The sequence below is a fragment of the Pseudomonas sp. CFBP 8771 genome (assembly GCF_014841695.1).
Taxonomy (GTDB): domain Bacteria; phylum Pseudomonadota; class Gammaproteobacteria; order Pseudomonadales; family Pseudomonadaceae; genus Aquipseudomonas; species Aquipseudomonas baltica.
In genome coordinates, this window is sequence record NZ_JACYUJ010000005.1 from 96097 (window position 1) to 122259 (window position 26163).

A 26163-nucleotide genomic window follows, 5' to 3' on the forward strand; every position below is an offset into this window, starting at 1 on the left:
CTCGCCTTTGCAACAGGCGAGGGCGTTGTCGTTTTCACGGTTTACCCGAGGCCGTCATCGCCATGACCGATACCGAAGTAAAAGAGCCGAAAATCGAATTTCCCTGCGCCGACTACCCGATCAAGATCATCGGCGATACCGGTGTGGGCTTTCGCGACACGGTGGTGCAGATCGTCGAAAAGCACGCAGCCGTCAATCACGACAAGAATGCCGAGCGCCAGAGCAGCAACGGTAACTACACCACGTTGCAGCTGCATATCCTGGCCACCGGCCAGGAGCAGCTCTACAACATCAACAGTGAGCTGCGCGCCACCGGCATCGTCAAAATGGTGCTGTGATGCCGCAATGCCTGGGGTTTCGCGAACTCGGCCCGTTGCCTTACGAGCCGGTATGGCACGCGATGCAGCGGTTCACCGACCAGCGCGGTGCAGAGACTGCCGATGAGGTCTGGCTGGTCCAGCACCCGGCCGTGTTCACCCAGGGCCAGGCCGGCAAGGCCGAGCATCTGCTGGTGCCCGGCGAGATCCCGGTGGTGCAGGTCGACCGCGGCGGCCAGGTGACCTACCACGGCCCCGGGCAGTTGGTCGTGTACCTGTTGCTGGACGTGCGCCGGCTGGGCTACGGGGTGCGAGAGCTGGTCACCCGCATGGAGCACACCCTGATCGATCTGCTGGCCTCCTACGGCGTGCAGGCTGCCGCCCGTGCGGATGCACCCGGAGTCTACGTGGACGGCGCGAAGATCGCTTCGCTGGGCTTGCGTATCCGCCGCGGTTGTTCGTTCCATGGGCTGGCGTTGAACGTCGACATGGACCTTGCGCCGTTCCGGCGGATAAATCCATGTGGATATGCCGGCCTGCCGATGACGCAGATGTGCGATCATGTCGCACCCCTTGAATTTGCCGAGGTCAGTGCAAGGCTGCGAGCGCAGCTGGTCAAGCACCTCGACTATGTTGAGCAGACGACCCTTACGGGCGGAATCGACTGATATGACTACCGCGACAGAAGCTGTGCAAACGCTGATCCCCCTGCAGAACCTCGCCGAGGGTGCGCCCAAGGCCAATGCGCCACGGCCCAGGGTCGAGGCGGGCGTCAAGCTGCGCGGTGCCGAAAAGGTCGCGCGCATCCCGGTAAAGATCATCCCCACCGAAGAGCTGCCGAAGAAGCCCGACTGGATCCGGGTACGCATCCCGGTGTCTCCCGAGGTCGACCGGATCAAGCAATTACTGCGCAAGCACAAGCTGCACAGTGTCTGCGAAGAAGCCTCCTGCCCCAACCTGGGTGAATGCTTCTCCGGTGGTACCGCGACTTTCATGATCATGGGTGACATCTGCACCCGCCGATGCCCGTTCTGCGACGTCGGCCACGGTCGCCCCAAGGCACTGGATGCCGACGAGCCGATGAACCTGGCCGTGGCCATCGCCGACCTGCGCCTCAAGTACGTGGTGATCACCTCGGTGGACCGTGACGACCTGCGCGACGGTGGTGCCCAGCACTTCGCCGACTGCCTGCGGGAAATCCGCAAGCTGTCGCCGGGCGTGCAGCTGGAAACCCTGGTCCCCGACTACCGTGGGCGTATGGACGTGGCCCTGGCCATCACCGCGCAGGAGCCGCCGGATGTGTTCAACCACAACCTGGAAACCGTGCCGCGCCTGTACAAGGCCGCGCGCCCTGGTTCTGACTACCAGTGGTCGCTGACCCTGCTGCAGAAGTTCAAGGAGCTGGTGCCTCACGTGCCGACCAAGTCGGGCCTGATGCTGGGTCTGGGCGAGACCGACGAGGAAGTGATCGAGGTGATGCAGCGCATGCGCGAGCACAACATCGACATGCTGACCCTGGGCCAGTACCTCCAGCCTTCGCGCAGTCACCTGCCGGTACAGCGCTTCGTGCATCCGGACATCTTTGCCTGGTTCGCCGAAGAGGGCCACAAGATGGGCTTCAAGAACGTCGCCTCCGGGCCGTTGGTGCGTTCCTCGTACCACGCCGATCAGCAGGCGCACGAAGCCAAGATCAAGCTCTGATCGACCAGATCATGTAGGCGCGGGGCGAGTGGCGAGCCATCTGCCCGTGAAGCGCGTCCACGCGCTGCATAGCCTGAGGGCAGGGCGCGCCGCTCGTTCCTGCCTGGATTGAGAATTTCGACCATGCGATTACCCCCACGCCTGCCCGACCACGGCACGATCGCCTTGATCGCGCCCGCCGGTCCCATCGAGCTGGACGTAGAGGCAGCTTGTGCCTGGGTCCGCGCGCGTGGCTATACGCTGCGCATCTACCCCGGTGTCGCGCTGGCCCAGGGTTACCTGGCCGGCAGCGATGAAGCCCGTGTGCAAGACCTTCACGACGCTTTCGCCGACCCCGAGGTAGACGCCGTTCTTTGCCTGCGCGGTGGCTATGGCACCCCCCGCCTGCTGGACAAGATCGACTTTGCGCTGCTGGCGCGACACCCCAAGCCATTGGTTGGCTACAGCGATATCACCGCGCTGCATCTGGCCATCGCTCGCCACGCCGGGTTCGTCACCTTCCATGGGCCACTGTTCAAGGCCGATCTGCTGACGCAGAAGCGGGCGCCTACCGAATCTTCGCTGTGGCAGGCGCTGCGTGGCGAGATCGGCGCAGGTGACCTGCTGCGTCATCCGCCCGAGTGGCCGTTGACCACGGTAGTGCCGGGGCAGGCCCAGGGTTGCTTGATGGGCGGTAACCTGGCCATGATCAGTGCCACGCTCGGCACGCCGTACGAGCTTCCCGGTGATGGCATCGTGCTGTTCATTGAAGACGTCAACGAGCCCTTGTACCGCGTGGATCGCTTTCTGACTCACCTGCGTCTGGCAGGCAAACTGAAGGGCGTGCAGGGCGTGATCGTTGGCGACTTCGCCGGAATCGCTGTCGAGCAGATGACTCCGTTGCTGCTCGAGACGTTCCAGGCCGAGGGTATCCCGGTCCTGGCTGGCTGGCGCAGTGGCCACTGCGACCCGAACCTGACCTTGCCGTTGGGCGTGCAGGTCAGGCTGGATGCCACTGCGCAGCAGGTCTGGCTGGAGCAGGATGTGGTGGCCTAGGCGAGGCCTGGGCCACCCGTGCAGGTCAGCGCGCTCACTGTTGCGTACGCAGCGCCTCGAGCAGCTTGTGGGTCGGGTACCCGTCGGCTGGCCAGCCCATGGCTTGCTGGGCACTGCGGATGGCCTTGCGGGTATTGGCACCGATGATGCCGTCCGCAGCGCCAGCATCGTGGTTGCGTGCGCTCAACAGGCTCTGCAGCTCGATGCGTTCGGTGCGCGTAAGTGGCATGTCATCCTTGGGCCAAGTGCCTTGGATGTAGCCCGACCCCTGCAGGCGCTGCGCCAGGAGGCTTACGCCCAACGCGTAGGACGAGGAATTGTTGTACTTGAGGATCGCGCGGAAATTGTCGAAGACCAGGAAGGCCGGGCCCCGGTAGCCCGCCGGCAGAAGCAGCGCTGCTGCGGCATTTTCGCTGCCCGCCGGGACTGTACCGCCTGGCATCGCCGCAACGCCCAGGCGCTGCCATTCGCTGACCGGCCTGCGGCTGTTGCCGTCGGCCAGGGCGTAGTCGAAGCCCTCGGGCAGGCGCACTTCCAGCCCCCACGTCTGGCCACTCTGCCAGCCCGAACTCTGCAGGTAGTGGGCGGTGGAGGCGAGGGCATCGGCGGCGCTGTTCCAGATGTCGCGCCGGCCATCGCCGTCGAAGTCCACGGCATGGGAATTGTAGGTGGTGGGAATGAACTGGGTCTGGCCCATGGCACCGGCCCACGAACCCAGCATGCGATCGGGCTGGATGTCGCCGTTCTGCAGGATCTGCAACGCCGCCAGCAGCTGGCTCTGGGCGAATTCGGGGCGACGGCCTTCGTAGGCCAGGGTCGCCAATGAGCGGATCACCGATTTGTCACCCTGGATCTGGCCGAAGCTGCTTTCCATGCCCCATACGGCAACCAGTACCTGGCGTTCGACGCCGTAGCGCTGTTCGATGCTCGAGAGCACGTCGGCGTACTGCTCGAGCAGGGCCTGACCACGGCGCAGGCGGGTCGGGGAGATCGCCCCGTCGAGGTATTCCCATACCGGGCGGCTGAATTCGGGCTGGCTGCGATCGGCCTTGATCACGCTCATGTCCGGTGTGACGCCCTCGAAGGCGCGGTCGAACAGCTGCGCGTCGACGCCGCTGCGCAGGGCTTGCTGACGAAAGCCCTGCTGCCATTCGGCGAATGTCTGGGTGGGCAGCACCGGGGTGTCGACGCTGCTCGGCGCGGGCGCCATGGGTACCGGCAACGCAGGCTGGACGATGGGGGCGGGCAGGGTATCGGCGACGGTGGGTTTTTCCGCGCAGGCAACCAGCAAGGCCAGGCAGGTAGTCACGGCGAACTGGCGCATGGGCCAGCCTGAGGTACGACGAGAAGACATTCACAAGTCCAGGGCTTTCGGGGCAGAGGCAAACCTTAACATGCCAGCCGAATCAGTAGCATGGGTTTAGCCTTGTCAGCGATCACCCTGACAGACCGCAGCGCAGCTTTCGCGGCCACGGACCGCTCCTACGGGGATCACGGTCACCCTGTAGGAGCGGTCATCGGCCGCGAAGGGTTCGGCGCGGTTGACCAGCCATACCGCACGCCGCTTTCGCGGCCACACCGCAGGTCACCTGTGGGAGCGGGCTCTGCCCGCGAAGAGGACGCTGCTATTCTGCGGGCAGGCTCAGCCGTTGGCCGGCCATCAGCAACGACAACCGCGACAGGCCTATCCATACCGACCCAGGCGCCTGGCCCTTGATCTGCGCGTCGATGCGCTGGGCATCCTGCAGCAGCTGTGCCCAGCGCAGCGCCGAATGCCGCTGCAGGGCCTTGCTCATCAATGGCTTGCGCTTGTCCCACACTGGCGGACGGGCCTGGCTGAAGGCCTTGTCCAACGGTACGCCCTGGCTGTACTGCTGCGACAGGCTGGCCAGCAAGCGCAGCTCACGGGCCAGCGCCCAGAGAATGACCGGTGGCTCGACACCCTCGCCACGCAGCCCTTCGAGCATGCGCAAGGCGTGTTCGGCCTGGCCGTTGAGGATCGCGTCGATAAGGCCGAACACGTCGAATCGGGCGCTGTCGGCAACCGCCGATTGCACCGTCTCCAAGGTAATCTGATTGCCCTCGGCGAGCAGCTTGAGTTTCTCGATTTCCTGCGCCGCCGCCAACAGGTTGCCTTCCACCCGAGCGGCGATCAGCTCGACCGCATCCGGTTGCGCAGCCAGCCCAGCCTGGGCCAGGCGCTGGCGGATCCACTGCGGCAACTGCTGCGCATCGACCGGCCAGATCTGCACGAACTGGGTCTGCGCGCCATCGACCAGCGCCTTGCCCCACTTGGTTTTCTGCGCACTGCCGTCCAGTTTGGGCAGGCTGATCAACAGCACGGTATCTTCGGCGGGCCGCGAGCAATACTCGATCAGCGCCGCAGCGCCCTTGTCGCCCGGCTTGCCCGACGGCAGGCGCAGTTCCAGCAGGCGCCGCTCGGCAAACAGCGACAGGCTGGCGCCGGCCTGCAGCAGCGTGCCCCAGTCGAAATTGTTGTCGGCGCTGAACACCTGGCGCTCGTCGAAGCCCTGCTGGCGCGCCGCCGCGCGAATGGCGTCGGCCGCCTCCTGACAGAGCAGCGGATCGTCGCCACTCACCACGTAGACGGGCGCGAGCGGCCCTTGCAGGTGCTTGCCGAGTTGGGCGGGGCTGATCTTCATGGACGCATCGACAGGATTCAAATCTTCACGGGGGCAATGACAGCGAAAAGGGCGCCTGAGCGCCCTTGTCTGCCTTACTGGTTGGGAATCTGGATCGGCGACTGCTGTGGCGTCGAATCCATCACGCGCTGAGCTTCGGCAGCAGCGTCGGCTTCAGCCTTGGCACGGGCGTTGGCGTCCACCTGGAGCTTTTCCAGCTGTGCAGGGGTGATCTGCTGCAGACGCAGCATCATGCGCTGCACCAGTTCGTTGCGCATTTCACGGCGCACCTGGCTCGCCTCCTGATCGGAGCCGGTCAGGTTGTTGCCGTCGTGAACGTAAACCTTCTGCACTTCGAGCTTGTCGTTGAGCAGCGTCAGGTTGTTCTGCCCGCGGATCTCGTACTGCAGCGTGTTGCTCAACTCGTACTCGGACGAGCGCGCCGAACCGCTGTAGCTGGCCGTGCGCTGGTCGCCACGCTCGTCCACCAGGTCCAGGGTGTATGGAGCGCCGCTGGCCACGTTGACGCCGCTGCCCTGCAGCGCCTTGCGCAGTTGCACCACGGTCTGGCCGTAGGCGTCGCGGGCAGTGAGGTTGAGTTCCTTGATGGCCAGCTGGTTGGTGCCGGTACCCCGGAGCTGGAAACCACAGGCGCTCAGCAGGACAGCCAGGCCCATAACCAGCAGATTGCGTTTGATCATCTTGTTGCTCCCTTGAAACCTTGTTGGCTGTGGCATGCTTGACGGGCGCCCGAGGAAGCGGGCGCCGGTCGATCAGCTGGCGACGATGTTGACCAGTTTACCCGGTACGACGATGACCTTGCGGATGGTCAGGCCGTCGGTGAAACGCAGCACGTTCTCATTGACCCGTGCGGCGGCTTCGATCTCTTCGCGGCTGGCGCTGGCAGGCATGTCGATCTGCCCACGCAGCTTGCCGTTGACCTGGATGACCAGCTGCAGGCTGTCCTGCACCAGCGCCGATTCGTCCAGCGTCGGCCAGTTGGCGTCGATCACGGCGTCGGTGTGGCCCAGTTGCTGCCACAGCTCATGGCTGATGTGCGGAGTGATCGGCGCCAGCAGCAAGGTCACGGCTTCCAGCCCCTCGTGCAGCAAGGCACGGTCCTGGTCGGTGGCCTGCGGGGCTTTTTCCAGCACGTTCATCAGGGTCATCACCTGGGCGATGGCCGTGTTGAACTTGTGGTTCTGGCCCACGTCCTGGCTGGCCTGCTTGATCGCCAGGTGAATGGCGCGGCGAATGGCCTTCTGCTCGTCATCGAGCGCGGCGACGTCGAGGGGCGCGTGCGAACCCTGGCCAACATGGGCCTGGGCCAGACGCCAGACGCGCTTGAGGAAGCGGTGCGAGCCTTCCACGCCGGAGTCGGACCATTCCAGGCTCATGTCGGGTGGCGAGGCGAACATCATGAACAGGCGGCAGGTGTCGGCGCCGTACTGGTCGATCATCGATTGCGGGTCGACGCCGTTGTTCTTCGACTTGGCCATCTTCTCGGTGCCGCCGATTTCCACCGGCAGGCCGTCGCTGATGAGCTTAGCCGAGATGATCTTGGCCTTGGCATCGCGTACAAGTTCGACGTCGGCCGGGTTGAACCAGGTCTTGCTGCCGTTGGCTTCGAGACGGTAGTAGGTTTCGGCGATGACCATGCCCTGGGTGAGCAGGTTCTTGAACGGCTCGTTGGAGCTGACCAGGCCTTCGTCGCGCATCAGCTTGTGGAAGAAGCGTGCGTACAGCAGGTGCAGGATCGCGTGCTCGATACCGCCGATGTACTGGTCCACGGGCAGCCAATGGTTGGCCGCTGCCGGGTCGACCATGCCGCCTTCATAGTGCGGCGATGCATAGCGGGCAAAGTACCAGGACGATTCCACGAAGGTGTCCATGGTGTCGGTTTCGCGCTTGGCCGGCGCGCCGCATTTCGGACAGCTGCACTCGTAGAACTGGGGCATGCGCGCCAACGGCGAACCGGCGCCATCGGGGACGACGTCTTCGGGCAACACGACCGGCAGTTGATCTTCCGGGACCGGCACGTCGCCGCAGGCGTCGCAGTGCACGATCGGAATCGGGCAGCCCCAGTAGCGCTGGCGGCTGATGCCCCAGTCGCGCAGGCGGAACTGGGTACGCGACTTGCCCAGGTCCTTCTTGATCAAGGCCACTTCGATGGCATCGAAAGCGCCTTCGAAATCGAGCCCGTCGAAGTCGCCAGAGTTGATCAGCGGACCGTGCTCGTTGTAGGCAGCCAGCCACGGCGCAGGCGTCAGGTCGCCTGCGCTGGTGCGCACCACCGGCTTGATCGGCAGGTCGTACTTCAAGGCGAACTCGAAGTCGCGCTCGTCGTGGGCCGGCACGGCCATGACCGCGCCGTCTCCGTAGTGCATCAGTACGTAGTTGGCGACCCAGACCGGCAGCTTCTCGCCGCTGAGCGGGTGCTCGACGAACAGCGCCGTCGGCATCCCGCGTTTTTCCTGGGTGGCCACGTCGGCCTCGGCCACGCTGCCGCTCTTGCACTCGTCAATGAACGCCTGCAGCGCAGAATCGGAGCGTGCTGCCAGGGCGGCCAGGGGGTGCTCCGCAGCGACGGCCACGTAGGTGGCGCCCATCAGCGTGTCGGGACGGGTGGTGAAGACCTTCAGCGTGCCGGCTTCGCCAATGGAGGCCTGGTGGTAAGGGAACTGGACTTCCATGCCCTTGGACTTGCCGATCCAGTTGCGCTGCATGGTCTTGACCTGTTCCGGCCAGCCCGGCAGTTCGTCGAGGCTTTCCAGCAGCTCATCGGCGTATGCAGTGATCTTGAAGTAGTACATCGGTATTTCGCGCTTCTCGATCAGCGCGCCCGAACGCCAGCCACGACCGTCGATGACCTGCTCGTTGGCCAGTACCGTCTGGTCGACCGGGTCCCAGTTCACGGTGCCGTTCTTGCGGTAGATCACGCCTTTTTCGAACAGGCGGGTGAACAGCCACTGCTCCCAGCGATAGTAGTCGGGCTTGCAGGTGGTGACTTCGCGCGACCAGTCGATGGCCAGGCCCAGGCTCTTGAGCTGGGTCTTCATGTAGGCGATGTTTTCGTAGGTCCACTTGGCCGGCGCGACGTTGTTCTTCATGGCCGCGTTTTCCGCCGGCATGCCGAACGCATCCCAGCCCATCGGCTGCAGGACGTTCTTGCCCTGCATGCGCTGGTAGCGCGCGATCACGTCGCCGATGGTGTAGTTGCGCACGTGCCCCATGTGCAGTTTGCCGCTGGGGTAGGGGAACATCGACAGGCAGTAGTACGTGTCCTTGCCTGGCTGTTCACTCACTTCAAAAGACTTCTTCGCATCCCAGAAAGACTGGGCGGCGGCTTCGATTTCGCGGGGCTGATAGAGTTCGTGCATGGCTACTTTGCGCTGAGAAATGGGTGACCTTATCCGGCAGCTGCTAAATAGGCTGAGCCTGTTGGCAAGGTACGATGATATTAAACGCCGTAGCATACATGACCCCCCTCTATCGAGGGAAACCTTGATTGCAGCTGCCTGGACGTGGCAGGCACTTGACGCATTCCGTTGGTCGCTGCAACCGGCTGATTTTCCAGCCAGCGCTAAGCTGATGAAGCAAAGAACGTTTTTTCTCAAGTGAGGTGAGCGAATGCTGGAGCCGCCTATCAAAGCCACGCAGCCCGATGTCTACGAGCGACTCATCGACCGCTTGGGGCTAGCCCTGGATGTGGCCCGCACTGCGGTGCGCCTGCGCGATGAAAAACCTGCGGAACTGGAGTTGCGCGGTTTGAGCCGGGCCGAATACGAACTGATCGATGCCTACCTGCACGCTTGTGGCGAACGTGCCTGCGTCGAGCCCCAGGCTCCGGCCCCGGTCGCGCCTGCGCTGAAGCCGTCGGCGAAAGTGTACTGGCTGCACGAGCACGATCGGCGCCGTTCGCCAATCGGCAAGCACGGTCACGGGTATTCGGGAAAGTCGTAACGGCAGTTGTTCGTCATCGTGGCAACCCTTAGGCTTCGGGCATCTTCTGGAGATGCCCGATGTTTTCCCGCTTTGTGCTCAAACAGCTGTTATTGCCCCCCGGTATCTTTCTCGTCCTATTGTTGGCGGGCTGGTGGCTGCGCCGTCGTTGGCCGCGCCTGGCCGGGGCCTGTTTCGTGGTCGGGCTGGGCGGGCTGTGGTTGATGAGCCTGCCGGTGGTGGTGCAGGGTGCGGCTGGCTGGCTGGAAGACCAGCCGGCACTGCCTGTGCAAGCGTGGAGCAGCCTGGCGCAGCGTGCCGACGCCATCGTCATTCTCGGCGCCGGTCGCGAGCGCGGCGACCCGGCCTGGGATGGCATCGACCAGCCTACCGGCGTCGCGCTCGAGCGGGTTCGCTATGCGGCGCGGCTGGCCAAGGCATCCGGGTTGCCGGTGCTGACGTCCGGCGGCTTGCACTTCGGCTCGCCGCCCAGCGAAGCGTGGATCATGGCGCAGTCGTTGCGCGACGATTTCGGCACTTCCGCGCGCTGGATGGAAGAGCGCAGCCGCACGACCTGGGAGAACGCCCGGTTCAGCGCCGAACTGCTCGCCGAGCATGGCATCAAGCGTGTGGTGGTGGTGACCCAGGCCTGGCACATGCAGCGCTCGCGCTGGAGCTTCGAGCAGAACGGGTTGGAGGTGGTGCCGGCACCGGTGGGGTTCCTGGGCACCGACAATGCAAGGCCGCTGGGAGGCTGGCTGCCTGAGAGCAAAGCCATCTGGCAGAACGGCCAGCTGCTCAATGAGGCGGTGGGGTTGGTAGGGTACAAGATGTTTTATCGGTGATCTTGAGGGCCTCTTCGCGAGCCCTCTGCCCGCGAAGAGGCCAGCACAAACGCCATCAAACCCTGCCAGCAGCCCTTCTACGCAGCAACGCCCAACCCAGCAGCAATACGCACACTACTGTCATCGGCCACGAGCGCAGCAATAGATAAGGCGTCAAGCCCTGCATGGGCGTCACCTCCCCATACAGCACCGCCTCTTCAAACTGCGGCACCTGAGTGGTGATGTTGCCGAACGGATCGATCAGCGCCGTGACCCCGTTGTTGGTAGCGCGAATCATCCAGCGCCCGGCCTCCAGCGCGCGCATCTGCGCCATCTGCAGGTGTTGCAGCGGGCCTATCGAGGTGCCGAACCAGGTGTCGTTGCTGATCGTCAGCAGCAGGTCGCTGCGCGCAGCCATACTCGCCGCCAATTCCGGATACACCACTTCGTAGCAGATGAACGGCGCGATCCGATACCCCTTGGCCTGCAGCAACGGCTGGTCGGCCGGGCCGCGGGCGAAGTCGGACATGGGCAGGTCGAAAAACGCGATCAGGCCGCGCAGCAGATCCTGCAAGGGCACGTATTCACCGAAGGGTACCAGCTTCTGCTTGCGATACAGGCCTTCGCCTTCACCCACCACGGTGATGCCGTTATAGAACCGGCGCTGCCCGTCCTCGACCTGGCGAATGGGGACGCCGGTGATCAACGCCGAATGACGGTCGCTGGCAAACCGGCCCATCACGGCCAGATAGCCCTGGGCCGAGTCCATGAGCACCGGCACCGCCGTTTCCGGCCAGACGATGATATCCGCCGGCTTGGAGACGAACGTCTTGTCGCGGTACAGCTGCAGTTGATGGTCGACCGCTTCGGGGTTCCATTTGATGCTCTGGGCAATGTTGCCCTGCACTGCGGCCACCGTGAGTGGCTCGCCCGCGGGTGCCGTCCACCCGTGCCCCTTGAATGCCAGGCCCAACAGCCAGGGCGCCAGCAGCAGGATCACACCTGCGGCCAGCAACGGCTTGCGCTCGCGAAGGCGCGACAGGTTGCACACCAGCGCTGCGCTCAGGGCCAGGGCAAAGGACACCAGCCACATGCCGCCCATGGGTGCAAGGCCGGCGAGCGGGCCGTGCAGCTGGCTGTAGCCACTGTAGAGCCAGGGAAAACCGGTCAGAAACCAACCGCGGAACGCTTCCTGGCCCAGCCACAGCGCAGCGAAGGCAAGCGTGTCGGCCAGCGGCGCATCGGTGCGCCGGAACCAACGCGCCCAGGCCCAGGCGGGCAGGGCGAAGAACAGTGCCACGGCGGCGACGAAGCCGAGCATCAGCAGCGCCGCCAGCACCACCGACGCACCGCCGTAGGTGTGGATGCTGACGTAGATCCAACTGGTGCCGGCGCCGAACAGGCCGAAACCGTAGCACCAGCCACGGCCCAGCGCCTGGCGTGGTTTCAACTCGCGCAGGCCGAGGTAGAACAGGGCCAGCGAAAGCAGGGCCAGCGGCCAGATATCGAATGGGGCCAGGAACAGCGGGGTCAACCCGCCGGCCGCCATGGCCAGCAGGTTACCGGGCCAGCCGGGGCGGGTGATCCAGCGCATTATTTTCCTTAACGAGGAGTCTGGGCAGAGGCCTCAGCGAGCGATTGGCGTGAGGCGCAGCAAATGGATGCGGCGGCTGTCGGCATTGAGGATGCGAAAGCGATAGGCACCGATCTCGGTCGTCTCGTTGCGCTTGGGCAGATGGCCGAAGGCACTCATCACCAGGCCGCCGACGGTGTCGAATTCGTCGTCCGAGAACTGGCTTTCGAAGAACTCGTTGAAGTTCTCGATCGGCGTCAGCGCCTTGATCAGGAAGTCACCGCTGGGCAGCGGCTTGATGTAGCTGTCTTCCTCGACGTCGTGCTCGTCCTCGATGTCGCCGACGATCTGTTCCAGCACGTCCTCGATGGTCACCAGGCCCGCCACACCGCCGTATTCGTCGATGACGATGGCCATGTGATTGTGGTTGGCGCGGAACTCGCGCAGCAGCACGTTCAGGCGCTTGGACTCGGGCACGAAGGTGGCCGGACGCAGCAGGTCCTTGATATTGAAGTTCGCGTGGTCGTTCTGCAGGATCAGCGGCAGCAAGTCCTTGGCCAGCAGCACGCCGATCACGTCGTCGTGATTCTCGCCGACCACCGGGTAGCGCGAGTGCGCAGCGTCGATGACCGCGGGCAGGAATTCCTGCAGCGTCTGGGTGGACTTGATGCTGATCAGCTGCGAGCGCGGCACCATGATGTCGCGCACTTGCAGGTCGGCGACCTGGATGGCGCCTTCCACGATGGTCAATGCTTCGCTGTCCAGGAGCTTGTTCTGGTGCGCTTCGCGCAGCAGTTCCAGCAGTTCCTGGCGGTTCTTGGGCTCATGGGCAAAAGCCTGGGTCAGTTTACCCAACCATGACTTCTGCCCGTTGCTCGATCGATCTTCGCTCATAGCCCTTTACTCGTGATCCTTGCCAATTGCTTTGGTGGGGGTGTCGTCGACGTGTTCGTCGGCGGCATAGGGGTCCGGATGACCCAATTGTGCAAGCAACTCTCGTTCCAGTGCTTCCATTTCCTCGGCCTCATCGTCGTCGATGTGGTCGTAGCCCAGCAGGTGCAGGCAGCCGTGCATCACCAGATGCGCCCAGTGGGCGTCCAGGGCCTTGCCCTGTTCGGCGGCTTCGCGTTCCACCACCGGCACACAGATGACCAGGTCGCCCAGCAACGGGATGTCGAGCATCTCGTCCGGCACGTCCGCAGGGAATGAAAGCACGTTGGTTGCGTAATCTTTGTGACGATAGGTCAGATTCAGCTCGCGGCCTTCGGTTTCATCGACCAAGCGAATGGTCATTTCCGAATCGGCGCTGCGTTGGCGCAACGCCAGCTCGCACCAGCGGCGGAACTCGGCGTCGCTCGGGCCAGGCGCGGTGCTGGCCCGTTGCAGGTCAAGCTCAAGCATCGCGGCGTTTGTCCCCGGCCTCGTTGACGGTGGCGGGCTGGGCGTCGAAGCGCTCGTAGGCCTCGACAATGCGCTGCACCAGCGGGTGACGGACGACGTCCTTGGGCTTGAAGTGGGTGAAGCTGATGCCCGGTACGTCCTTGAGCACTTCGATGACCTGGCTCAGGCCCGACTTGGTGCCCTTGGGCAGGTCGACCTGGGTGATGTCACCGGTGATCACCGCCGTGGAGCCGAAACCGATCCGGGTCAGGAACATTTTCATCTGTTCCACGGTGGTATTCTGGCTTTCATCGAGGATGATGAAGCTGTTGTTCAAGGTGCGTCCGCGCATGTAGGCCAGCGGTGCGATCTCGATGACCTGTTTCTCGATCAGCTTGGCGACGTGTTCGAAGCCGAGCATTTCGTAGAGCGCATCGTAGAGCGGGCGCAGGTAGGGGTCGATCTTCTGCGCCAGGTCACCGGGCAGGAAGCCGAGCTTTTCGCCCGCTTCCACGGCAGGGCGCACCAGAAGAATGCGTCGGACCTGCTCGCGCTCGAGGGCATCGACGGCGGCGGCCACGGCCAGGTACGTCTTGCCAGTACCTGCCGGGCCGATCCCGAAGTTGATGTCGTTGCTCAGGATTTCCTTGACGTAGCGCTGCTGGTTCAAGCCGCGCGGCTTGATCATGCCCTTGCGAGTACGCAGCGCGACCGGGACTTCTCCGGACGCTGGATCGTCGAGTTCCTGGACCGCCGACTCCTGCAGGAACAGGTGGACCGTATCGGGGGACAGCTCGGTGGCCTTGGTTTCCCGGTACAGGCGGCGCAGCAGGTTTTCTGCTGAGCGCGTGTGTCGGGCGTCGCCGATCAGTTCGAACTGATTGCCACGGTTGCGGATTTCGATTTCCAGGCGCTGTTCGATCAAGCGCAGATGCTCGTCGAATTGCCCGCACAGGTTGGCGAAGCGGCGAGCCTCGAAAGGCTCGAGCAGGAAGCGATGTGGTTCGATAGGTGCGTTCAAGGTCGTATTCGGCCGCCCGACGGCAATTGAAATGAGTCCAAGGATAACCCCTGTCAGGGGCGGGGCGAAAGGGGTGGGCGGCGAATGGCCTTGGCCAGCGCCTGGCTGGCTGTCGGCGGTGCGGCTTTCGCGGCCACTGACCGCTCCTACAAGGATCGCGGTCACCCTGTAGGAGCGGTCATCGGCCGCGAAGGGTTCGGCGCGGTGAACCTGACATACCGCGGTGCCCCTTTCGCGGCCACGGACCGCTCCTACAAGGATCGCGGTCACCCTGTAGGAGCGGTCATCGGCCGCGAAGGGTTCGGCGCGGTGAACCTGACATACCGCGGTGCCCCTTTCGCGGCCACGGACCGCTCCCACAAGGATCGCGGTCACCCTGTAGGAGCGGTCACCGGCCGCGAAGGGTTCGGTGCGTTGAACCTGACACACCGCGGTGCGGCTTTCGCGGCCACTGACCGCTCCTACAAGGATCGCGGTCACCCTGTAGGAGCGGTCATCGGCCGCGAACGTCGCGCCGCGGTGTGGATCTGTCAGGCCAGCAGTTCGCCGCGCAGCGAGTGGGGGCGGGCCTCGGCAATGTGGATGTCGACGAACTGGCCGATCAGCCGTGCATCCGAGCAGGTGAAGTTGACGATACGGTTGTTCTCGGTACGCCCCTGCAACTGGCCGGGATCCTTGCGCGAATAATCGGTGACCAGAATGCGCTGGGTAGTGCCCACCATCTGACGACTGATCTCGAAGCCCTGCTGGTTCAGCCGATGCTGCAGCGCATCCAGGCGCTGTTTCTTCACCGTCTCGGGCGTGTCGTCGGCCAGATCCGCCGCCGGCGTACCAGGCCGCTGGCTATAGATGAAGGAGTACGAGAAATCCATGCCCACATCGGTAACCAGTTTCAGGGTCTGCTCGAAGTCTTTCTCGGTTTCGCCGGGGAAACCGATGATGAAGTCCGAGCTGATGCAGATGTCCGGTACCGCCGCCTTGAGCTTGCGCAGCTTGGATTTGTATTCCAGCACCGTGTGGCCGCGTTTCATGGCCGCCAGCACGCGGTCCGAGCCCGATTGCACCGGCAGGTGCAGGTGCTTCACCAACTGCGGCACTTCGGCATGGGCCAGGATCAGGCTGTCGGAAAACTCCAGTGGGTGCGAGGTGGTGTAGCGGATGCGCTCGATCCCGTCGATCTGTGCCACCACCCGGATCAGCTCGGCCAGGTCGGCCAGGCGACCGTCGTCGGTCTGGCCGCGGTAGCCGTTGACGTTCTGCCCCAGCAGGGTGACTTCGCGCACGCCGTTGTCGGCCAGGTGCATGACCTCGGCCAGGACATCGTCGAACGGTCGGCTGACTTCTTCGCCGCGGGTGTAGGGCACCACGCAGAACGTGCAGTATTTGCTGCAGCCTTCCATCACCGAGACGTAGGCGGTCGGGCCGTCGATGCGCGGTTCGGGCAGGTGGTCGAACTTCTCGATCTCGGGGAAGGAGATGTCCACCTGCGGCAAGCGGGTGATGCGCGCCGCGTCGATCATCTCGGGCAGGCGATGCAGGGTCTGCGGGCCGAACACCACGTCGACGTAGGGCGCGCGATCGCGGATGGCTGCGCCTTCCTGGCTGGCCACGCAGCCGCCGACCGCAATGACCATGTCCGGCTTGGCCAGCTTCAGTTCGCGCCAGCGGCCCAGTTGCGAATAGACGCGGTCCTGGGCGCGCTCGCGGATCGAGCAGGTATTGAGCAGGATCACGTCGGCGTCTTCTGCGCGTGCCGTGACTTCCAGGGCTTGATGTTCACCCAGCAGGTCGACCATGCGCGAGCTGTCGTACTCGTTCATCTGGCAACCGTGGGTTTCGATATAAAGCTTCTTGGCCATGGGGTGATCATCAAGTGGTTCAAAGAACCGCGCATTATAGTGCCCGTGGTCGGTGGTTCCTAGCATTGCCTGTCGGGCGGCTATGCTATAGTTTTCGCCCTCTTTCAAGCTCACGACCTTATATCTGCCGACGATGACCAAACGCGAAGCTCCAATCTACAAAGTGATTTTCCTCAACCAGGGCCAGGTATTCGAGATGTACGCCAAGCAGATCTACCAGAGTGATCTGTGGGGGTTTCTGGAGGTCGAGGAATTCGTCTTTGGCGAGCGCACCACCGTGGTCGTCGACCCCAGCGAAGAAAAGCTCAAGGCTCAGTTCGAAGGCGTGACGCGCAGCTTCGTGCCCATGCACTCGATCGTGCGGATCGATGAGGTCGAGCGTCTGGGCACGCCGAAGATCAGCGAGGCACGCATGACCGGCAATGTCATGCCATTCCCGATGCCGATGCCCGACAAGTAGTCATCAGTCGGGCCGCTGCCAGGCTCAGGGCAGCGGGGCGAAAGGCGAGCGGCGGTCATCGGCCGTCTGCAATTCGAGCAGATACTTGCGGAAAATCTGCCCCAGCACCTGGGTGGCCACTTCGAGGTCTTCGCGGCGCATCTGCCCGGACACCTCGTCGGCGACGTCCAGTGCATCCTCGGCGCCATTGACCGCTGCCATCTTCAGCACGATATAGGCCTGGATGTTGTTGGCCGCCACGCCTTCGCCCTTGAAGAACATGGTGCCCAGGTGATACTGGGCCTCGGCATGGCCTTGCAGGGAGGCTAGTTCGAAGTAGCTGAGGGCCTGGTTCAAGTCGCGTTCGGTTCGAGTACCGTCGTAATAGAACTGACCGAGTTCGAATTGCGCCTGGGCGTCGCCGTCCTTTGCAGCCTGCTGACACGCAGTCAGCGCCGCGGGCAATGCCTGGGCAGAGGTATTGAGGGTGCAGCGACCCACCGCCGGAATCAACAACGAATTGCCGCCTGCGGTAGCCATTAGCGGCTGAAGAAGCAACAGGCAGCCCAATGCAAGGGCGCGGCCGGTGCGGTTCATGGGGATCGACTTACCTCTGCGAAATGCGGGCGGACCCGACGTCGAAACGTGGCGGGTGCTGCATTATGAAATAAGCGGGGGGGCTGTTACAAAGTCTTTACTCGTTTTTCTGCGATATCGCCCAGATGGCACTGTTTCACGGGGTGCCAGCCGCGGCAGCGGTCCGTGGCCGTAGACAATCCAGCACGCTGTGTCAGGCGCACCGTGTTGCCTTCTTCGCGGCCGCTGACCGCTCCTACGGATTTAGATGCAACCTTCTGCGTAGGAGCGGTCCGTGGCCGCGAACGATGCGCTGCGGTCGGCCAGGCATACCGCAGCGTCCTTTTCGCGGCCGCTGACCGCTCCTACGGGAGTGAAGGTGGTTATTTCAGCGCAGCGAACGCTTTTTCGGCAGCATCCAGGGTGATCGCCAGCTCGGCATCGCCGTGGGCGATGGACGTGAAGCCTGCCTCGAATGCACTTGGCGCCAGGTACACGCCGCCGTCGAGCATCAGGTGGAAGAAGCGCTTGAAGCGATCGGCGTCGCTGGTCATGACGTCTTCGAAGGTGACGATGTCATCGGCGCCGCTGAAGTACAGGCCGAACATGCCCCCGGCCTGAGTGGTGACGAACGGGATGCCCGCGGCATCGGCACGCTGCTGCAGGCCGTCGAGCAGGCGTGCGGTGTAGTCGCTCAGCTCGTCATGGAAACCGGGGCGGCTGATCAGCTTCAGGGTGGTCAGGCCTGCGGCCATGGCCAGCGGGTTGCCCGACAACGTGCCGGCCTGATAGACCGGACCCAGCGGCGCAATGTGCGACATGATCTCGCGCTTGCCGCCGAAACAACCGACGGGCATGCCACCACCGATGATCTTGCCGAAGGTGCTCAGGTCCGGCGTCACGCTATAGTAGGCCTGGGCACCACCGAGGGCCACGCGGAAACCGGTCATGACTTCGTCGAAGATCAGCACCACACCGTACTGGTCGCACAGGCGACGCAGGCCTTCCAGAAAACCGGGCGCTGGCGGTACGCAGTTCATGTTGCCCGCCACCGGTTCGACGATGATGCACGCGACTTCATCGGCGACTTCGGCGAGCATCTGCTCTACTGCGGCAATGTCGTTGAACGGCAGGGTCAGGGTGTGTTTGGCGAACGCCGCCGGCACGCCAGGCGAGCTGGGCACGCCAAGGGTCAGGGCGCCGGAACCGGCCTTGACCAGCAGGCTGTCGGAATGACCGTGGTAGCAACCCTCGAACTTGATGATGCTGTCGCGCCCGGTGAAACCACGGGCCAGGCGAATGGCGCTCATGGTTGCCTCGGTCCCCGAGCTGACCATGCGCACCATTTCCATGGACGGCACGATCGCGCAGACCAGGTCTGCCATCTGCGTTTCCATTTCGGTGGGGGCGCCGTACGACAGACCATGTTCAAGCTGCCTGCGCACTGCATCGAGCACGTCCGGATGGCTGTGGCCGAGAATCATCGGACCCCATGAACCCACGTAGTCGACGTAGCGCTTGTCGTCTTCGTCGGTGACATAGGCGCCAGCAGCATGCTTGAAGAACAGCGGCGTGCCGCCCACGCTCTTGAAGGCGCGCACGGGCGAGTTGACGCCACCGGGGATGTGCTTCTGGGCGTTGGCGAACAGGGTTTCGGAACGGGACATAGATAAGCTCTCTTGCATCAGGCAGTTTCGAACAACGCGTTCAGCGCACGGGCGCGACGGGTGACTTCCTGGGCCGTGTCGGCGCCGAACAGCGCATGCACCACGGCCAACAGGTTGGCACCCTGGGCCACCAGCGGGGCGGCGTTGTCCAGGGTGATGCCGCCAATGACGGCAATCGGCAATTTCAATTCGGCACGCGCCTGCGCCAACAGTTCCAGGCTGGCAGGCGATGCGTCGGGCTTGGTCTGGGAGGCGAAGAAGCGTCCGAAGGCCACGTAGCTGGCCCCTTCGCGGGCGGCCTGGTGGGCCAGGTCGAGACGGTTGTGGCACGTGCTGCCGATGATCGCCCTGCGTCCAAGCAAGGCGCGTGCAGGCGTCAGCGGGCCATCGGTCTGCCCCAGGTGCACGCCGACGTTGAGCCGCGCGGCCAGTTCGGCGTCGTCGTTGATAATCAGGTGCGCCTTGTAGCGCTCGCACAGCTGGCGCAATTTCTCGGCCTCGCGCAGGCGCCGGGCGTCGTCGTTGCTCTTGTCACGGTATTGCAGCAGGGTAATGCCGCCGTCCAGTGCAGCCTCGACGTACTTGAGGAACTTGCCGGCCAACAGCTGGCTGTCGGTGATGGCATAGACGCCACGTAGGTTCATCGCTCGGTCCTGAGGCAGGGGGCGGGGGTTCGGCTCAAGAGCAGAAATCCAGGGGCAGGCGGCGCGGCACGAATTGCCCGTGGCCCAACTGCTCGGCGTCGCGCAAGGTGCGCCAGGTGTAGTCGAGCGCCGACTGCACCGCGCTTTCCAGCCCTTCGCCCAACGCCAGGCGGCCGGCCAGGGCGCTGGCCAGAGTGCAGCCGGAGCCATGGTAGCTGCCAGGCAGGCGCTGGCAGGTGAACGTGCGACGACTGCCGTCGCGGCTGTACAGGCGGTTGTGCACTTCGTGCTCGTCGCCATGGCCGCCGGTGATCAACAGGTGCTTGCAGAACGGCAGCAGCTTGTGTGCGCATTCATCGGCGCTGCCGTCGGGCAGGTCGGCGAGAATTCGCGCTTCGGGCAGGTTCGGCGTCGCGATGGTCGCCAGCGGCAGCAGCTGTTCGCGCATCGCGTAGCCGACCTCGTCCTTGCCCAGGCTGCCGCCACCACCGGCACGCAATACCGGGTCACAGACCATCGGCAGATGGGGGTGGGCGGACAACAGCTCGACCACGGTTGCGACCATGTCTACCGAACCGAGCATGCCCAGCTTGACCGCCGCCACCGGCGAGTCGCTGAGCACGGCATTGGCCTGGGCCAGGATCCACTCGCGGTCGAGCACGCGGAAATCGCTGACATTGACCGTGTTCTGCACGGTCAGCGCCGTGATCGTCGGCGCGGCGTGGCAGCCCTGCGCGAGCAAGGCTTCGATATCTGCCTGCAGGCCGGCGCCGCCACTGGGGTCGTGGCCGGAGAGACAGAGGACAACGGGGCGGGAACTATAGATATTCATGGTGCGCGAGCTTATCACGGCGCACGCCGTTGTAGCAGGGCCGCAAGCGGCGGTGCGCGTGTCTGACGGTCTGCGTTGGCGACCGGCGTTCGCGCTTTGCAGGGGGGGTATGTATCATATTGACACTACGCTGCAACACATCCCGAAGGCACCATGCGCTATTTGCTTATCTTGATAATGGCCTGGCTGCCCATGCTGGCAGGTGCGGTCGACTTCGACGAGACCACCCGCAGCCTCGCCCTGGGCCGCACGATGCAGGTCTACGAAGATGTGTCGGGCGACGCCACCATCGAGCAGATCACCACCGACCTGGCCCCTGCCTTTCGTCAGCATCACAGCGACGTGCTCAATGCCGGTTACTCGCAGTCCGTGTACTGGCTGCGCATCGATCTGCGCTATGTACCGCGCGCCGACGGATCATCGCACAGCTGGTTGCTGGAGCTGGCCTATCCGCCCATGGACCATCTGGAACTGTTCTTGCCCGATGCCGCCGGCCAGTACCACTCGGTGCAGCGAACCGGCGATGCCTTGCCGTATGCCAGCCGCCAGATCAAACAGAACAACTACTTGTTCGAACTGCCGTTCCAGCCAGGTGAAGCGAAGACCGTGTATCTGCGCCTGCACAGCCAGGGCTCGGTGCAGGCGCCGGTCAGCCTGTGGTCGGCCAACGCGTACCTCGAGGCACAACCTTCAAGGCTGTACGTGCTCGGGCTGATCTACGGCGTGCTGCTGGGCATGCTGGTGTACAACCTGTTCATCTTCCTCAGCGTGCGTGATCGCAGCTACCTGTACTACATCGTCTATATCGCGTCGTTCGGCCTGTATCAGGTGTCAGTGAACGGTGCCGGGGTCGAGTATTTCTGGCCCGACAACCCATGGTGGGCCAACGCGGCCACGCCGTTCTTCATTGGCGCGGCCGGCTTCTTCGGTTGCCAGTTCTCGCGCAGCTTCCTGCAGACGGCGCGGCACAGCCGCTGGATGGATCGACTACTGCTCGGCCTGATGGTCTACGGCGCCGTGGTCATGGTGCTGTCGCTGTCGACCAGCTACGCCTTGGCATTGCGCCTGGCCACGTTGCTGGCGCTGTGTTTCACCGTGGTGATCTTCTCCGCTGGCATCCTCGCCTGGCTGCGTGGCATGCGGCTGGCGCGTTACTTCATCATTGCCTGGAGCGCGTTCCTGCTGGGCGGCATCGTCAATACCCTGATGGTGCTGGGCTATCTGCCCAATGTGTTCATCACCATGTACGCCAGCCAGATCGGTTCGGCGCTGGAGGTCGGCCTGCTGTCGCTGGCCCTGGCCGACCGGATCAATGTGCTGCGCGACCAGCAGGCGCAGACCTTGAAGGAAGCCGGGCTGAAGCTTGAGCAGGCGAACCAGGAACTGGCGGCCAGCAACCGGCTCAAGGACGAATTTCTCGCCACCGTCACCCATGAGCTGCGCACCCCGATGAATGGCGTGATCGGCTCCCTGGAACTGATGCAGACCGTGCCCATGGGGCCGGAGCTGGCGCAGTACCAGCACACCGCGGCAGGTTCGGCGCGGCACATGATGCGCATGGTCGACGACATCCTGATCCTCACCGAGCTGCAGGCCGGGCGGCTCTATCCGCGCAACGAACCGTTCAGCCTGCAGGCCTTGCTCGACAGCATGCAGATGCAATTCAGCCGCCAGGCCCAAAGCAAGGGGCTGGCGTTCACCGTGGAGCGCGTAGCCGGTCTGCCCGACCGCCTGCAGGGCGATTCGCAGAAGCTTGCCCTGTGCCTGGGCTGCCTGATCGACAACGGCATCAAGTTCACCCGCGAAGGCAGTGTCAATGTGCGCGTCGGTGGCGGCGAGCCAGCAAGTGATCACCTGCAGATAACCTTCACGGTCAGCGACAGCGGCATCGGTTTCAGCCATCGCGACGAAGAGACCCTCTACCAACGCTTCTACCAGCTCGACGGCTCGGTGACCCGCGAGTACGGCGGATTGGGTATAGGCCTGGCGATCTGTCGGCAGCTGGCCGAACTGGTAGGCGGGCAGCTTCATCATCAGTCCGAGCCCGGACGCGGCAGCTGTTTCGAACTGAGCGTGCGCCTGGGGGTTGTCGAAGCGCATCCGGGCCGTGCCTTGAGCACCTGCGCCGGTGCCCTTGGCGCGCAGCGCGCCGCCCATGAATGCACCGTATTGCTGGTGGACGCCAACAGCGTCGACCAGTTGGTGGTGCGGGCCATGCTGCTCAAGCTCGGCTACCGCGTGCGCACCGCCGAGGACGGCGCCGGTGCGCTGGCCCTGCTGGCTCGCGAGCGTTTCGATGCCGTGCTCATCGAGCACAGCCCGCCCGCAGAGAGCGCTCTGCACACCACCCGCGAACTGCGCAGCGTGCCGGGGTGCGAGCGATTGCCGGTGCTGGCGATCACCGAACCCGGCCAGGCCCGGCGCGAGGCGTCCCTGGCTGCCGGGGTATCGATCTGCCTGGCGCGCCCGGTGCGCTTCGAAGAGCTTCAGGCGGTTTTGCACGGCTGCATCCTCAGCCATCCCAAGCCTGTGTCGCCACCGATTGCAGATGCGCCCCCCGGCGCTGCCCCGGCGTAACCAAGGCCGTCGCACCGGGGGTGCCTTTCGTCGGCATTGCAGGCAAGATGCAAGCCTGCCAGATCAGCCAGGACATGCCCCATGAGTAATGCTCCAGACTTCGTAGTTGTGGAAACTGCCGAACAAGCCGTGGATCGGTTGGCAGAACTGCACGAACGGGCCACTCGCGCCTTGAGCCAGGCGCTCAAGCGCTACCTCAAGGATCGCAGCGAGCCGGATGCGGCCGAGCGCGATCTGTTTCGCTACCCTGAACTGCGCCTGACCTACGCCTACGGCGGCGAACTGCCTGCCATCACCCGAGCCTACGCCAAGGTCAACCTGCCTGGCGTGTACTCGGTGACCGTGACCCAGCCGGCCGCCTTCCGCGGTTATCTGCTGGACCAATTGCGGCCGCTGATGCGCGACTTCGCGGTTACCATCGAAGTCGGCGTCAGCGAGCAGAACATCCCTTATCCCTATGTCGTCGACCAGGGCGACGAGCTGGCCGGCAGCGGTGTGACCGCGGCCGCTCTGGCGCGGGTGTTCCCCAGCACCGACCTGTCTGCCGCCACCGACGGCATCGCCGACGGCCTGTACGACTGGGCCACTGCCGATCCGCTGCCGTTGGCGCTGTTCGACGCCGCGCGGGTGGATTTCTCCCTGCGTCGCCTGATCCACTACACCGGCAGCGACTGGAAGCACGTGCAGCCGTGGATCCTGCTGACCAACTACCATCGCTACGTCGACCAGTTCGTCACCCACGGCCTGGAACAACTGCGCAACGACCCGCGCTTCGTGCGCCTGGTGATGCCCGGCAATGTGATCATCGAAAAGAGCATGGACAACGGCGAGGCCCAGGCGCTGGTTGCCAGCGTGGTGTGGCACCGCTATCAGATGCCGGCGTATCACCTGATTGCCGAGGACGGCGACGGCGTGACCCTGGTGAACATCGGCGTCGGCCCTTCGAACGCCAAGAACATCACCGACCACCTGGCCGTGCTGCGCCCGCATTGCTGGCTGATGATCGGCCACTGCGGTGGCCTGCGACAGTCGCAGACCATCGGCGACTATGTGCTGGCCCACGCCTACATGCGCCAGGACGGTATTCTCGATCGGGTCCTGCCACCGAACATTCCCATTCCGGCCCTGGCCGAAGTGCAGCTGGCGTTGCAGGAAGCGGCGGCACAGGTCACCGGCGAGCGTGGCGACGACTTGAAGAAGCGCCTGCGTACCGGCACCGTGCTGACCTACGATGACCGCAACTGGGAGCTGCGCTGGGCCCAGGAGCGACCGCTGATCAATCTGTCGCGCGCCGTGGCGGTGGACATGGAAAGCGGCACCATTGCCGCCCAGGGTTACCGCCTGCGGGTGCCGTACGGCACTCTGCTGTGCGTGTCGGACAAGCCTTTGCACAGTGAGATCAAATTGCCGGGCTCGGCCAACGCGTTCTACAACCGCGCGGTCAGCCAGCATCTCAACATCGGCATCACGGCCTTGAACCTGCTGCGCAACCAGCTCAACTCGCTGCACTCGCGCAAGCTGCGCAGCTTCGACGAGCCGCCGTTCCGTTGACAGGTTTGCCGTGGCTGGCAAGGGCCTCTAGCATGAGCGCCCTTGCCAGCCCGAAAGCCGCTTCGTCATGCCTCTTCCTCCTCGCTCCAACAAACGTCCACCCGCCAGCGGCCGCCGTGTGGCCAAAGCCCCGCCGGCCCAGCCGCGGCTGCTGCTGTTCAACAAACCGTTCGATGTGCTGACCCAGTTCAGCGACGGTGAAGGGCGGGCGACGCTGAAGGATTTCATCGACATTGCCGGGGTCTATCCGGCCGGTCGCCTGGACCGTGACAGCGAGGGGCTGCTGTTGCTGACCAACGACGGCCAGTTGCAGGCGCGCATTGCCGACCCGAAGCACAAGCTGGCCAAGACCTATTGGGTGCAGGTGGAAGGCGTACCCGACGAAGACCAGTTGCAGCGTCTGCGCACCGGGGTCGAGCTCAACGATGGCATGACGCTGCCGGCGCAAGCGCGGCTGCTGGACGAGCCGGACCTGTGGCCGCGCGATCCGCCGGTGCGCTTTCGCAAGAGCGTGCCGACGCATTGGCTGGAGCTGGTGATCAAGGAGGGGCGCAACCGTCAGGTGCGGCGCATGACGGCGGCGGTGGGCCTGCCGACCCTGCGCCTGGTGCGGGTGCGCATCGGCGACTGGAGCCTCGAGGGCCTGGGGCAGGGCGAGTGGCGCGAGGTGCCGGCCAGTCTTTAGCCAGCCTGTCCCTCTGTGAGAAGGGTTCTACCCGCGAAGGTGTTTCAGGGCTGTAGCCGGCCTGCACCCCTGTGGGAGCGGGTTCTACCCGCGAAGGGGCTTCAAGTCTGGCTCAGGCCTGAAGCTCAGCGTAGATGGGTCAACGGCAGTTCAGTGCTGGCCATGACCTGGTTGAGAACGAAGCTGGAACGCACGCTGGTGACGCCCTCGATCCGCGTCAGGTGGCCCAGCAGCAGCTTCTGGTAGTGGTCCATGTCCGGCACCACCACCTTGAGCTGATAGTCGGCATCCATCCCGGTCACCAGGCTGCATTCGAGGACCTGAGGCAGTCCGCGAATCGCCGCTTCGAAGGTTTCGAAGCGTTCCGGCGTGTGCCGGTCCATGCCGATCAGCACGTAGGCGGTCAGGCTCAACCCCAGCTTCTTGCGGTCCAGCAGGGCGACCTGACGGGAAATGTAGCCGTCGTCTTCGAGCTGCTTGACGCGCCGTGAGCAGGGCGACGGCGAGAGACCGATGCGTTCGGCCAGTTCCTGGTTGGAAATGCGCGCGTCACGCTGCAGTTCCGCCAGAATGCTCAGGTCATAGCGATCAAGCTTGCTCATCAAATCTGCCTTCGTGTTTTGCGTTGCGGCAAATTATCTATCCGAAGGCAAAAATTGCGCAAGTGCTGTGTAAATCAGCAATGTTCGCAATCGGCTGCTGCGCCCGTGGCGCTATTGTTATCCACAGAATCACTGCCCGGACACATGTCCACTGCGATGCGCTGAATCAAGCGAATTGCGGCCACCGCCCCCACCGGGGTCGCGCTGGCCCCCGGGCTGCATGCGGCCCAGAAGGCAGCGTGAGGTGAGCCGACGTCACAAGCGTCGAGCAAGGACACAGTTTCGCGAGAGGAGGC

The 26163-nt window shown here is 64.1% G+C and carries 24 protein-coding genes; 10 read left to right on the plus strand and 14 right to left on the minus strand.

Going from position 1 to position 26163, the window contains the following annotated elements; genetic code table 11:
• Positions 1-62 precede the first annotated feature (62 nt).
• From IFT80_RS12715 to IFT80_RS12730, 4 genes are all read left to right on the plus strand, one after another.
• Positions 63-338, plus strand: a complete 276-nt coding sequence (locus IFT80_RS12715; RefSeq protein ID WP_122475527.1) for a DUF493 domain-containing protein — start codon at positions 63-65, stop codon at positions 336-338.
• Positions 338-985, plus strand: a complete 648-nt coding sequence (gene lipB / locus IFT80_RS12720) for a lipoyl(octanoyl) transferase LipB (RefSeq protein ID WP_192058440.1) — start codon at positions 338-340, stop codon at positions 983-985. Before IFT80_RS12715 ends, lipB begins: the two co-directional genes overlap by 1 nt.
• Before the next feature lies 1 nt (position 986).
• Positions 987-2018, plus strand: coding sequence for a lipoyl synthase (gene lipA, locus IFT80_RS12725; RefSeq protein ID WP_122475523.1), 1032 nt, complete (start codon positions 987-989; stop codon positions 2016-2018).
• A 123-nt stretch (positions 2019-2141) separates the two neighbouring features.
• Entirely contained in the window at positions 2142-3053 is a 912-nt protein-coding gene (locus IFT80_RS12730) for a S66 peptidase family protein (RefSeq protein WP_192137664.1), read from the plus strand.
• 34 nt (positions 3054-3087) lie between these two features.
• On the opposite strand, the gene IFT80_RS12735 is transcribed toward IFT80_RS12730, so the two are convergent.
• The 4 genes from IFT80_RS12735 to leuS all read right to left on the minus strand — a co-directional run bounded on the left by IFT80_RS12735 (position 3088) and on the right by leuS (position 9075).
• The gene (locus tag IFT80_RS12735; RefSeq protein ID WP_192137665.1) at positions 3088-4407 is read right to left on the minus strand and encodes a lytic murein transglycosylase; all 1320 of its coding nucleotides are present in this window, start codon (positions 4405-4407) and stop codon (positions 3088-3090) included.
• Positions 4408-4678: 271 nt separating this feature from the next.
• Positions 4679-5716 carry a DNA polymerase III subunit delta gene (holA, locus tag IFT80_RS12740; protein WP_192102701.1) on the minus strand — a complete coding sequence of 346 codons (1038 nt, stop codon included), beginning with the start codon at positions 5714-5716 and terminating at the stop codon, positions 4679-4681.
• A 74-nt stretch (positions 5717-5790) separates the two neighbouring features.
• Positions 5791-6396 carry an LPS-assembly lipoprotein LptE gene (locus IFT80_RS12745; RefSeq protein ID WP_122475517.1) on the minus strand — a complete coding sequence of 202 codons (606 nt, stop codon included), beginning with the start codon at positions 6394-6396 and terminating at the stop codon, positions 5791-5793.
• Between the two features lie 72 nt (positions 6397-6468).
• A complete protein-coding gene (gene leuS, locus IFT80_RS12750) occupies positions 6469-9075 on the minus strand; it encodes a leucine--tRNA ligase (protein WP_192137666.1) in 2607 nt (868 codons plus the stop codon).
• A gap of 250 nt (positions 9076-9325) precedes the next feature.
• Between leuS and IFT80_RS12755 the strand changes: the two genes are divergently transcribed.
• Together IFT80_RS12755 and IFT80_RS12760 are read left to right on the plus strand one after the other, a co-directional pair.
• Complete coding sequence (locus IFT80_RS12755) at positions 9326-9658, plus strand: hypothetical protein (protein WP_192137667.1); 333 nt, start codon at positions 9326-9328, stop codon at positions 9656-9658.
• A 59-nt stretch (positions 9659-9717) separates the two neighbouring features.
• Positions 9718-10482 (plus strand): YdcF family protein, encoded by a 765-nt coding sequence (locus tag IFT80_RS12760; RefSeq protein WP_122475511.1) that lies wholly within the window; start codon positions 9718-9720, stop codon positions 10480-10482.
• Between the two features lie 55 nt (positions 10483-10537).
• Here IFT80_RS12760 and lnt read toward each other — a convergent pair whose 3' ends face one another.
• The 5 genes from lnt to miaB all read right to left on the minus strand — a co-directional run bounded on the left by lnt (position 10538) and on the right by miaB (position 16294).
• Positions 10538-12055: an apolipoprotein N-acyltransferase gene (gene lnt, locus IFT80_RS12765; protein ID WP_192137668.1), complete on the minus strand. Its 1518-nt coding sequence runs from the start codon at positions 12053-12055 to the stop codon at positions 10538-10540.
• Between the two features lie 33 nt (positions 12056-12088).
• Positions 12089-12928: an HlyC/CorC family transporter gene (locus IFT80_RS12770; RefSeq protein ID WP_122475507.1), complete on the minus strand. Its 840-nt coding sequence runs from the start codon at positions 12926-12928 to the stop codon at positions 12089-12091.
• Between the two features lie 6 nt (positions 12929-12934).
• Positions 12935-13435, minus strand: a complete 501-nt coding sequence (gene ybeY, locus IFT80_RS12775) for an rRNA maturation RNase YbeY (protein WP_185795146.1) — start codon at positions 13433-13435, stop codon at positions 12935-12937.
• The gene (locus tag IFT80_RS12780; protein WP_122475502.1) at positions 13428-14435 is read right to left on the minus strand and encodes a PhoH family protein; all 1008 of its coding nucleotides are present in this window, start codon (positions 14433-14435) and stop codon (positions 13428-13430) included. Before IFT80_RS12780 ends, ybeY begins: the two co-directional genes overlap by 8 nt.
• Before the next feature lie 530 nt (positions 14436-14965).
• A complete protein-coding gene (miaB, locus tag IFT80_RS12785; protein WP_122475500.1) occupies positions 14966-16294 on the minus strand; it encodes a tRNA (N6-isopentenyl adenosine(37)-C2)-methylthiotransferase MiaB in 1329 nt (442 codons plus the stop codon).
• A 133-nt stretch (positions 16295-16427) separates the two neighbouring features.
• Between miaB and IFT80_RS12790 the strand changes: the two genes are divergently transcribed.
• Positions 16428-16754 carry a DUF1820 family protein gene (locus tag IFT80_RS12790; RefSeq protein ID WP_043192686.1) on the plus strand — a complete coding sequence of 109 codons (327 nt, stop codon included), beginning with the start codon at positions 16428-16430 and terminating at the stop codon, positions 16752-16754.
• 24 nt (positions 16755-16778) lie between these two features.
• Here IFT80_RS12790 and IFT80_RS12795 read toward each other — a convergent pair whose 3' ends face one another.
• From IFT80_RS12795 to IFT80_RS12810, 4 genes are all read right to left on the minus strand, one after another.
• Positions 16779-17330 (minus strand): tetratricopeptide repeat protein, encoded by a 552-nt coding sequence (locus IFT80_RS12795; protein ID WP_192058454.1) that lies wholly within the window; start codon positions 17328-17330, stop codon positions 16779-16781.
• 362 nt (positions 17331-17692) lie between these two features.
• A complete protein-coding gene (gene hemL / locus IFT80_RS12800) occupies positions 17693-18976 on the minus strand; it encodes a glutamate-1-semialdehyde 2,1-aminomutase (protein ID WP_192102695.1) in 1284 nt (427 codons plus the stop codon).
• Between the two features lie 17 nt (positions 18977-18993).
• Positions 18994-19620: a thiamine phosphate synthase gene (gene thiE / locus IFT80_RS12805; RefSeq protein WP_122475493.1), complete on the minus strand. Its 627-nt coding sequence runs from the start codon at positions 19618-19620 to the stop codon at positions 18994-18996.
• Positions 19621-19654: 34 nt separating this feature from the next.
• Positions 19655-20452 carry a hydroxymethylpyrimidine/phosphomethylpyrimidine kinase gene (locus IFT80_RS12810; RefSeq protein WP_122475492.1) on the minus strand — a complete coding sequence of 266 codons (798 nt, stop codon included), beginning with the start codon at positions 20450-20452 and terminating at the stop codon, positions 19655-19657.
• Positions 20453-20605: 153 nt separating this feature from the next.
• On the opposite strand from IFT80_RS12810, the gene IFT80_RS12815 reads away from it, so the two are divergent.
• From IFT80_RS12815 to IFT80_RS12825, 3 genes are all read left to right on the plus strand, one after another.
• Positions 20606-23029, plus strand: coding sequence for a hybrid sensor histidine kinase/response regulator (locus IFT80_RS12815; protein ID WP_192137669.1), 2424 nt, complete (start codon positions 20606-20608; stop codon positions 23027-23029).
• A gap of 81 nt (positions 23030-23110) precedes the next feature.
• Positions 23111-24580: an AMP nucleosidase gene (gene amn, locus IFT80_RS12820; RefSeq protein WP_122715037.1), complete on the plus strand. Its 1470-nt coding sequence runs from the start codon at positions 23111-23113 to the stop codon at positions 24578-24580.
• Between the two features lie 118 nt (positions 24581-24698).
• Entirely contained in the window at positions 24699-25265 is a 567-nt protein-coding gene (locus tag IFT80_RS12825) for a pseudouridine synthase (protein ID WP_163007396.1), read from the plus strand.
• Between the two features lie 125 nt (positions 25266-25390).
• Here IFT80_RS12825 and IFT80_RS12830 read toward each other — a convergent pair whose 3' ends face one another.
• Entirely contained in the window at positions 25391-25867 is a 477-nt protein-coding gene (locus tag IFT80_RS12830) for an Lrp/AsnC family transcriptional regulator (RefSeq protein ID WP_122475484.1), read from the minus strand.
• Positions 25868-26163: the final 296 nt, after the last annotated feature.

Excerpts from the sequence above, each read along its gene's own strand:
- IFT80_RS12715 (WP_122475527.1), top strand. The coding sequence starts at position 63 with ATGACCGATACCGAAGTAAAAGAGCCGAAAATCGAATTTCCCTGCGCC.
- lipB (WP_192058440.1), top strand. The coding sequence starts at position 338 with ATGCCGCAATGCCTGGGGTTTCGCGAACTCGGCCCGTTGCCTTACGAG.
- lipA (WP_122475523.1), top strand. The coding sequence starts at position 987 with ATGACTACCGCGACAGAAGCTGTGCAAACGCTGATCCCCCTGCAGAAC.
- IFT80_RS12730 (WP_192137664.1), top strand. The coding sequence starts at position 2,142 with ATGCGATTACCCCCACGCCTGCCCGACCACGGCACGATCGCCTTGATC.
- IFT80_RS12735 (WP_192137665.1), bottom strand. The coding sequence starts at position 4,407 with ATGTCTTCTCGTCGTACCTCAGGCTGGCCCATGCGCCAGTTCGCCGTG.
- holA (WP_192102701.1), bottom strand. The coding sequence starts at position 5,716 with ATGAAGATCAGCCCCGCCCAACTCGGCAAGCACCTGCAAGGGCCGCTC.
- IFT80_RS12745 (WP_122475517.1), bottom strand. The coding sequence starts at position 6,396 with ATGATCAAACGCAATCTGCTGGTTATGGGCCTGGCTGTCCTGCTGAGC.
- leuS (WP_192137666.1), bottom strand. The coding sequence starts at position 9,075 with ATGCACGAACTCTATCAGCCCCGCGAAATCGAAGCCGCCGCCCAGTCT.
- IFT80_RS12755 (WP_192137667.1), top strand. The coding sequence starts at position 9,326 with ATGCTGGAGCCGCCTATCAAAGCCACGCAGCCCGATGTCTACGAGCGA.
- IFT80_RS12760 (WP_122475511.1), top strand. The coding sequence starts at position 9,718 with ATGTTTTCCCGCTTTGTGCTCAAACAGCTGTTATTGCCCCCCGGTATC.
- lnt (WP_192137668.1), bottom strand. The coding sequence starts at position 12,055 with ATGCGCTGGATCACCCGCCCCGGCTGGCCCGGTAACCTGCTGGCCATG.
- IFT80_RS12770 (WP_122475507.1), bottom strand. The coding sequence starts at position 12,928 with ATGAGCGAAGATCGATCGAGCAACGGGCAGAAGTCATGGTTGGGTAAA.
- ybeY (WP_185795146.1), bottom strand. The coding sequence starts at position 13,435 with ATGCTTGAGCTTGACCTGCAACGGGCCAGCACCGCGCCTGGCCCGAGC.
- miaB (WP_122475500.1), bottom strand. The coding sequence starts at position 16,294 with ATGGCCAAGAAGCTTTATATCGAAACCCACGGTTGCCAGATGAACGAG.
- IFT80_RS12790 (WP_043192686.1), top strand. The coding sequence starts at position 16,428 with ATGACCAAACGCGAAGCTCCAATCTACAAAGTGATTTTCCTCAACCAG.
- IFT80_RS12795 (WP_192058454.1), bottom strand. The coding sequence starts at position 17,330 with ATGAACCGCACCGGCCGCGCCCTTGCATTGGGCTGCCTGTTGCTTCTT.
- hemL (WP_192102695.1), bottom strand. The coding sequence starts at position 18,976 with ATGTCCCGTTCCGAAACCCTGTTCGCCAACGCCCAGAAGCACATCCCC.
- thiE (WP_122475493.1), bottom strand. The coding sequence starts at position 19,620 with ATGAACCTACGTGGCGTCTATGCCATCACCGACAGCCAGCTGTTGGCC.
- IFT80_RS12810 (WP_122475492.1), bottom strand. The coding sequence starts at position 20,452 with ATGAATATCTATAGTTCCCGCCCCGTTGTCCTCTGTCTCTCCGGCCAC.
- IFT80_RS12815 (WP_192137669.1), top strand. The coding sequence starts at position 20,606 with ATGCGCTATTTGCTTATCTTGATAATGGCCTGGCTGCCCATGCTGGCA.
- amn (WP_122715037.1), top strand. The coding sequence starts at position 23,111 with ATGAGTAATGCTCCAGACTTCGTAGTTGTGGAAACTGCCGAACAAGCC.
- IFT80_RS12830 (WP_122475484.1), bottom strand. The coding sequence starts at position 25,867 with ATGAGCAAGCTTGATCGCTATGACCTGAGCATTCTGGCGGAACTGCAG.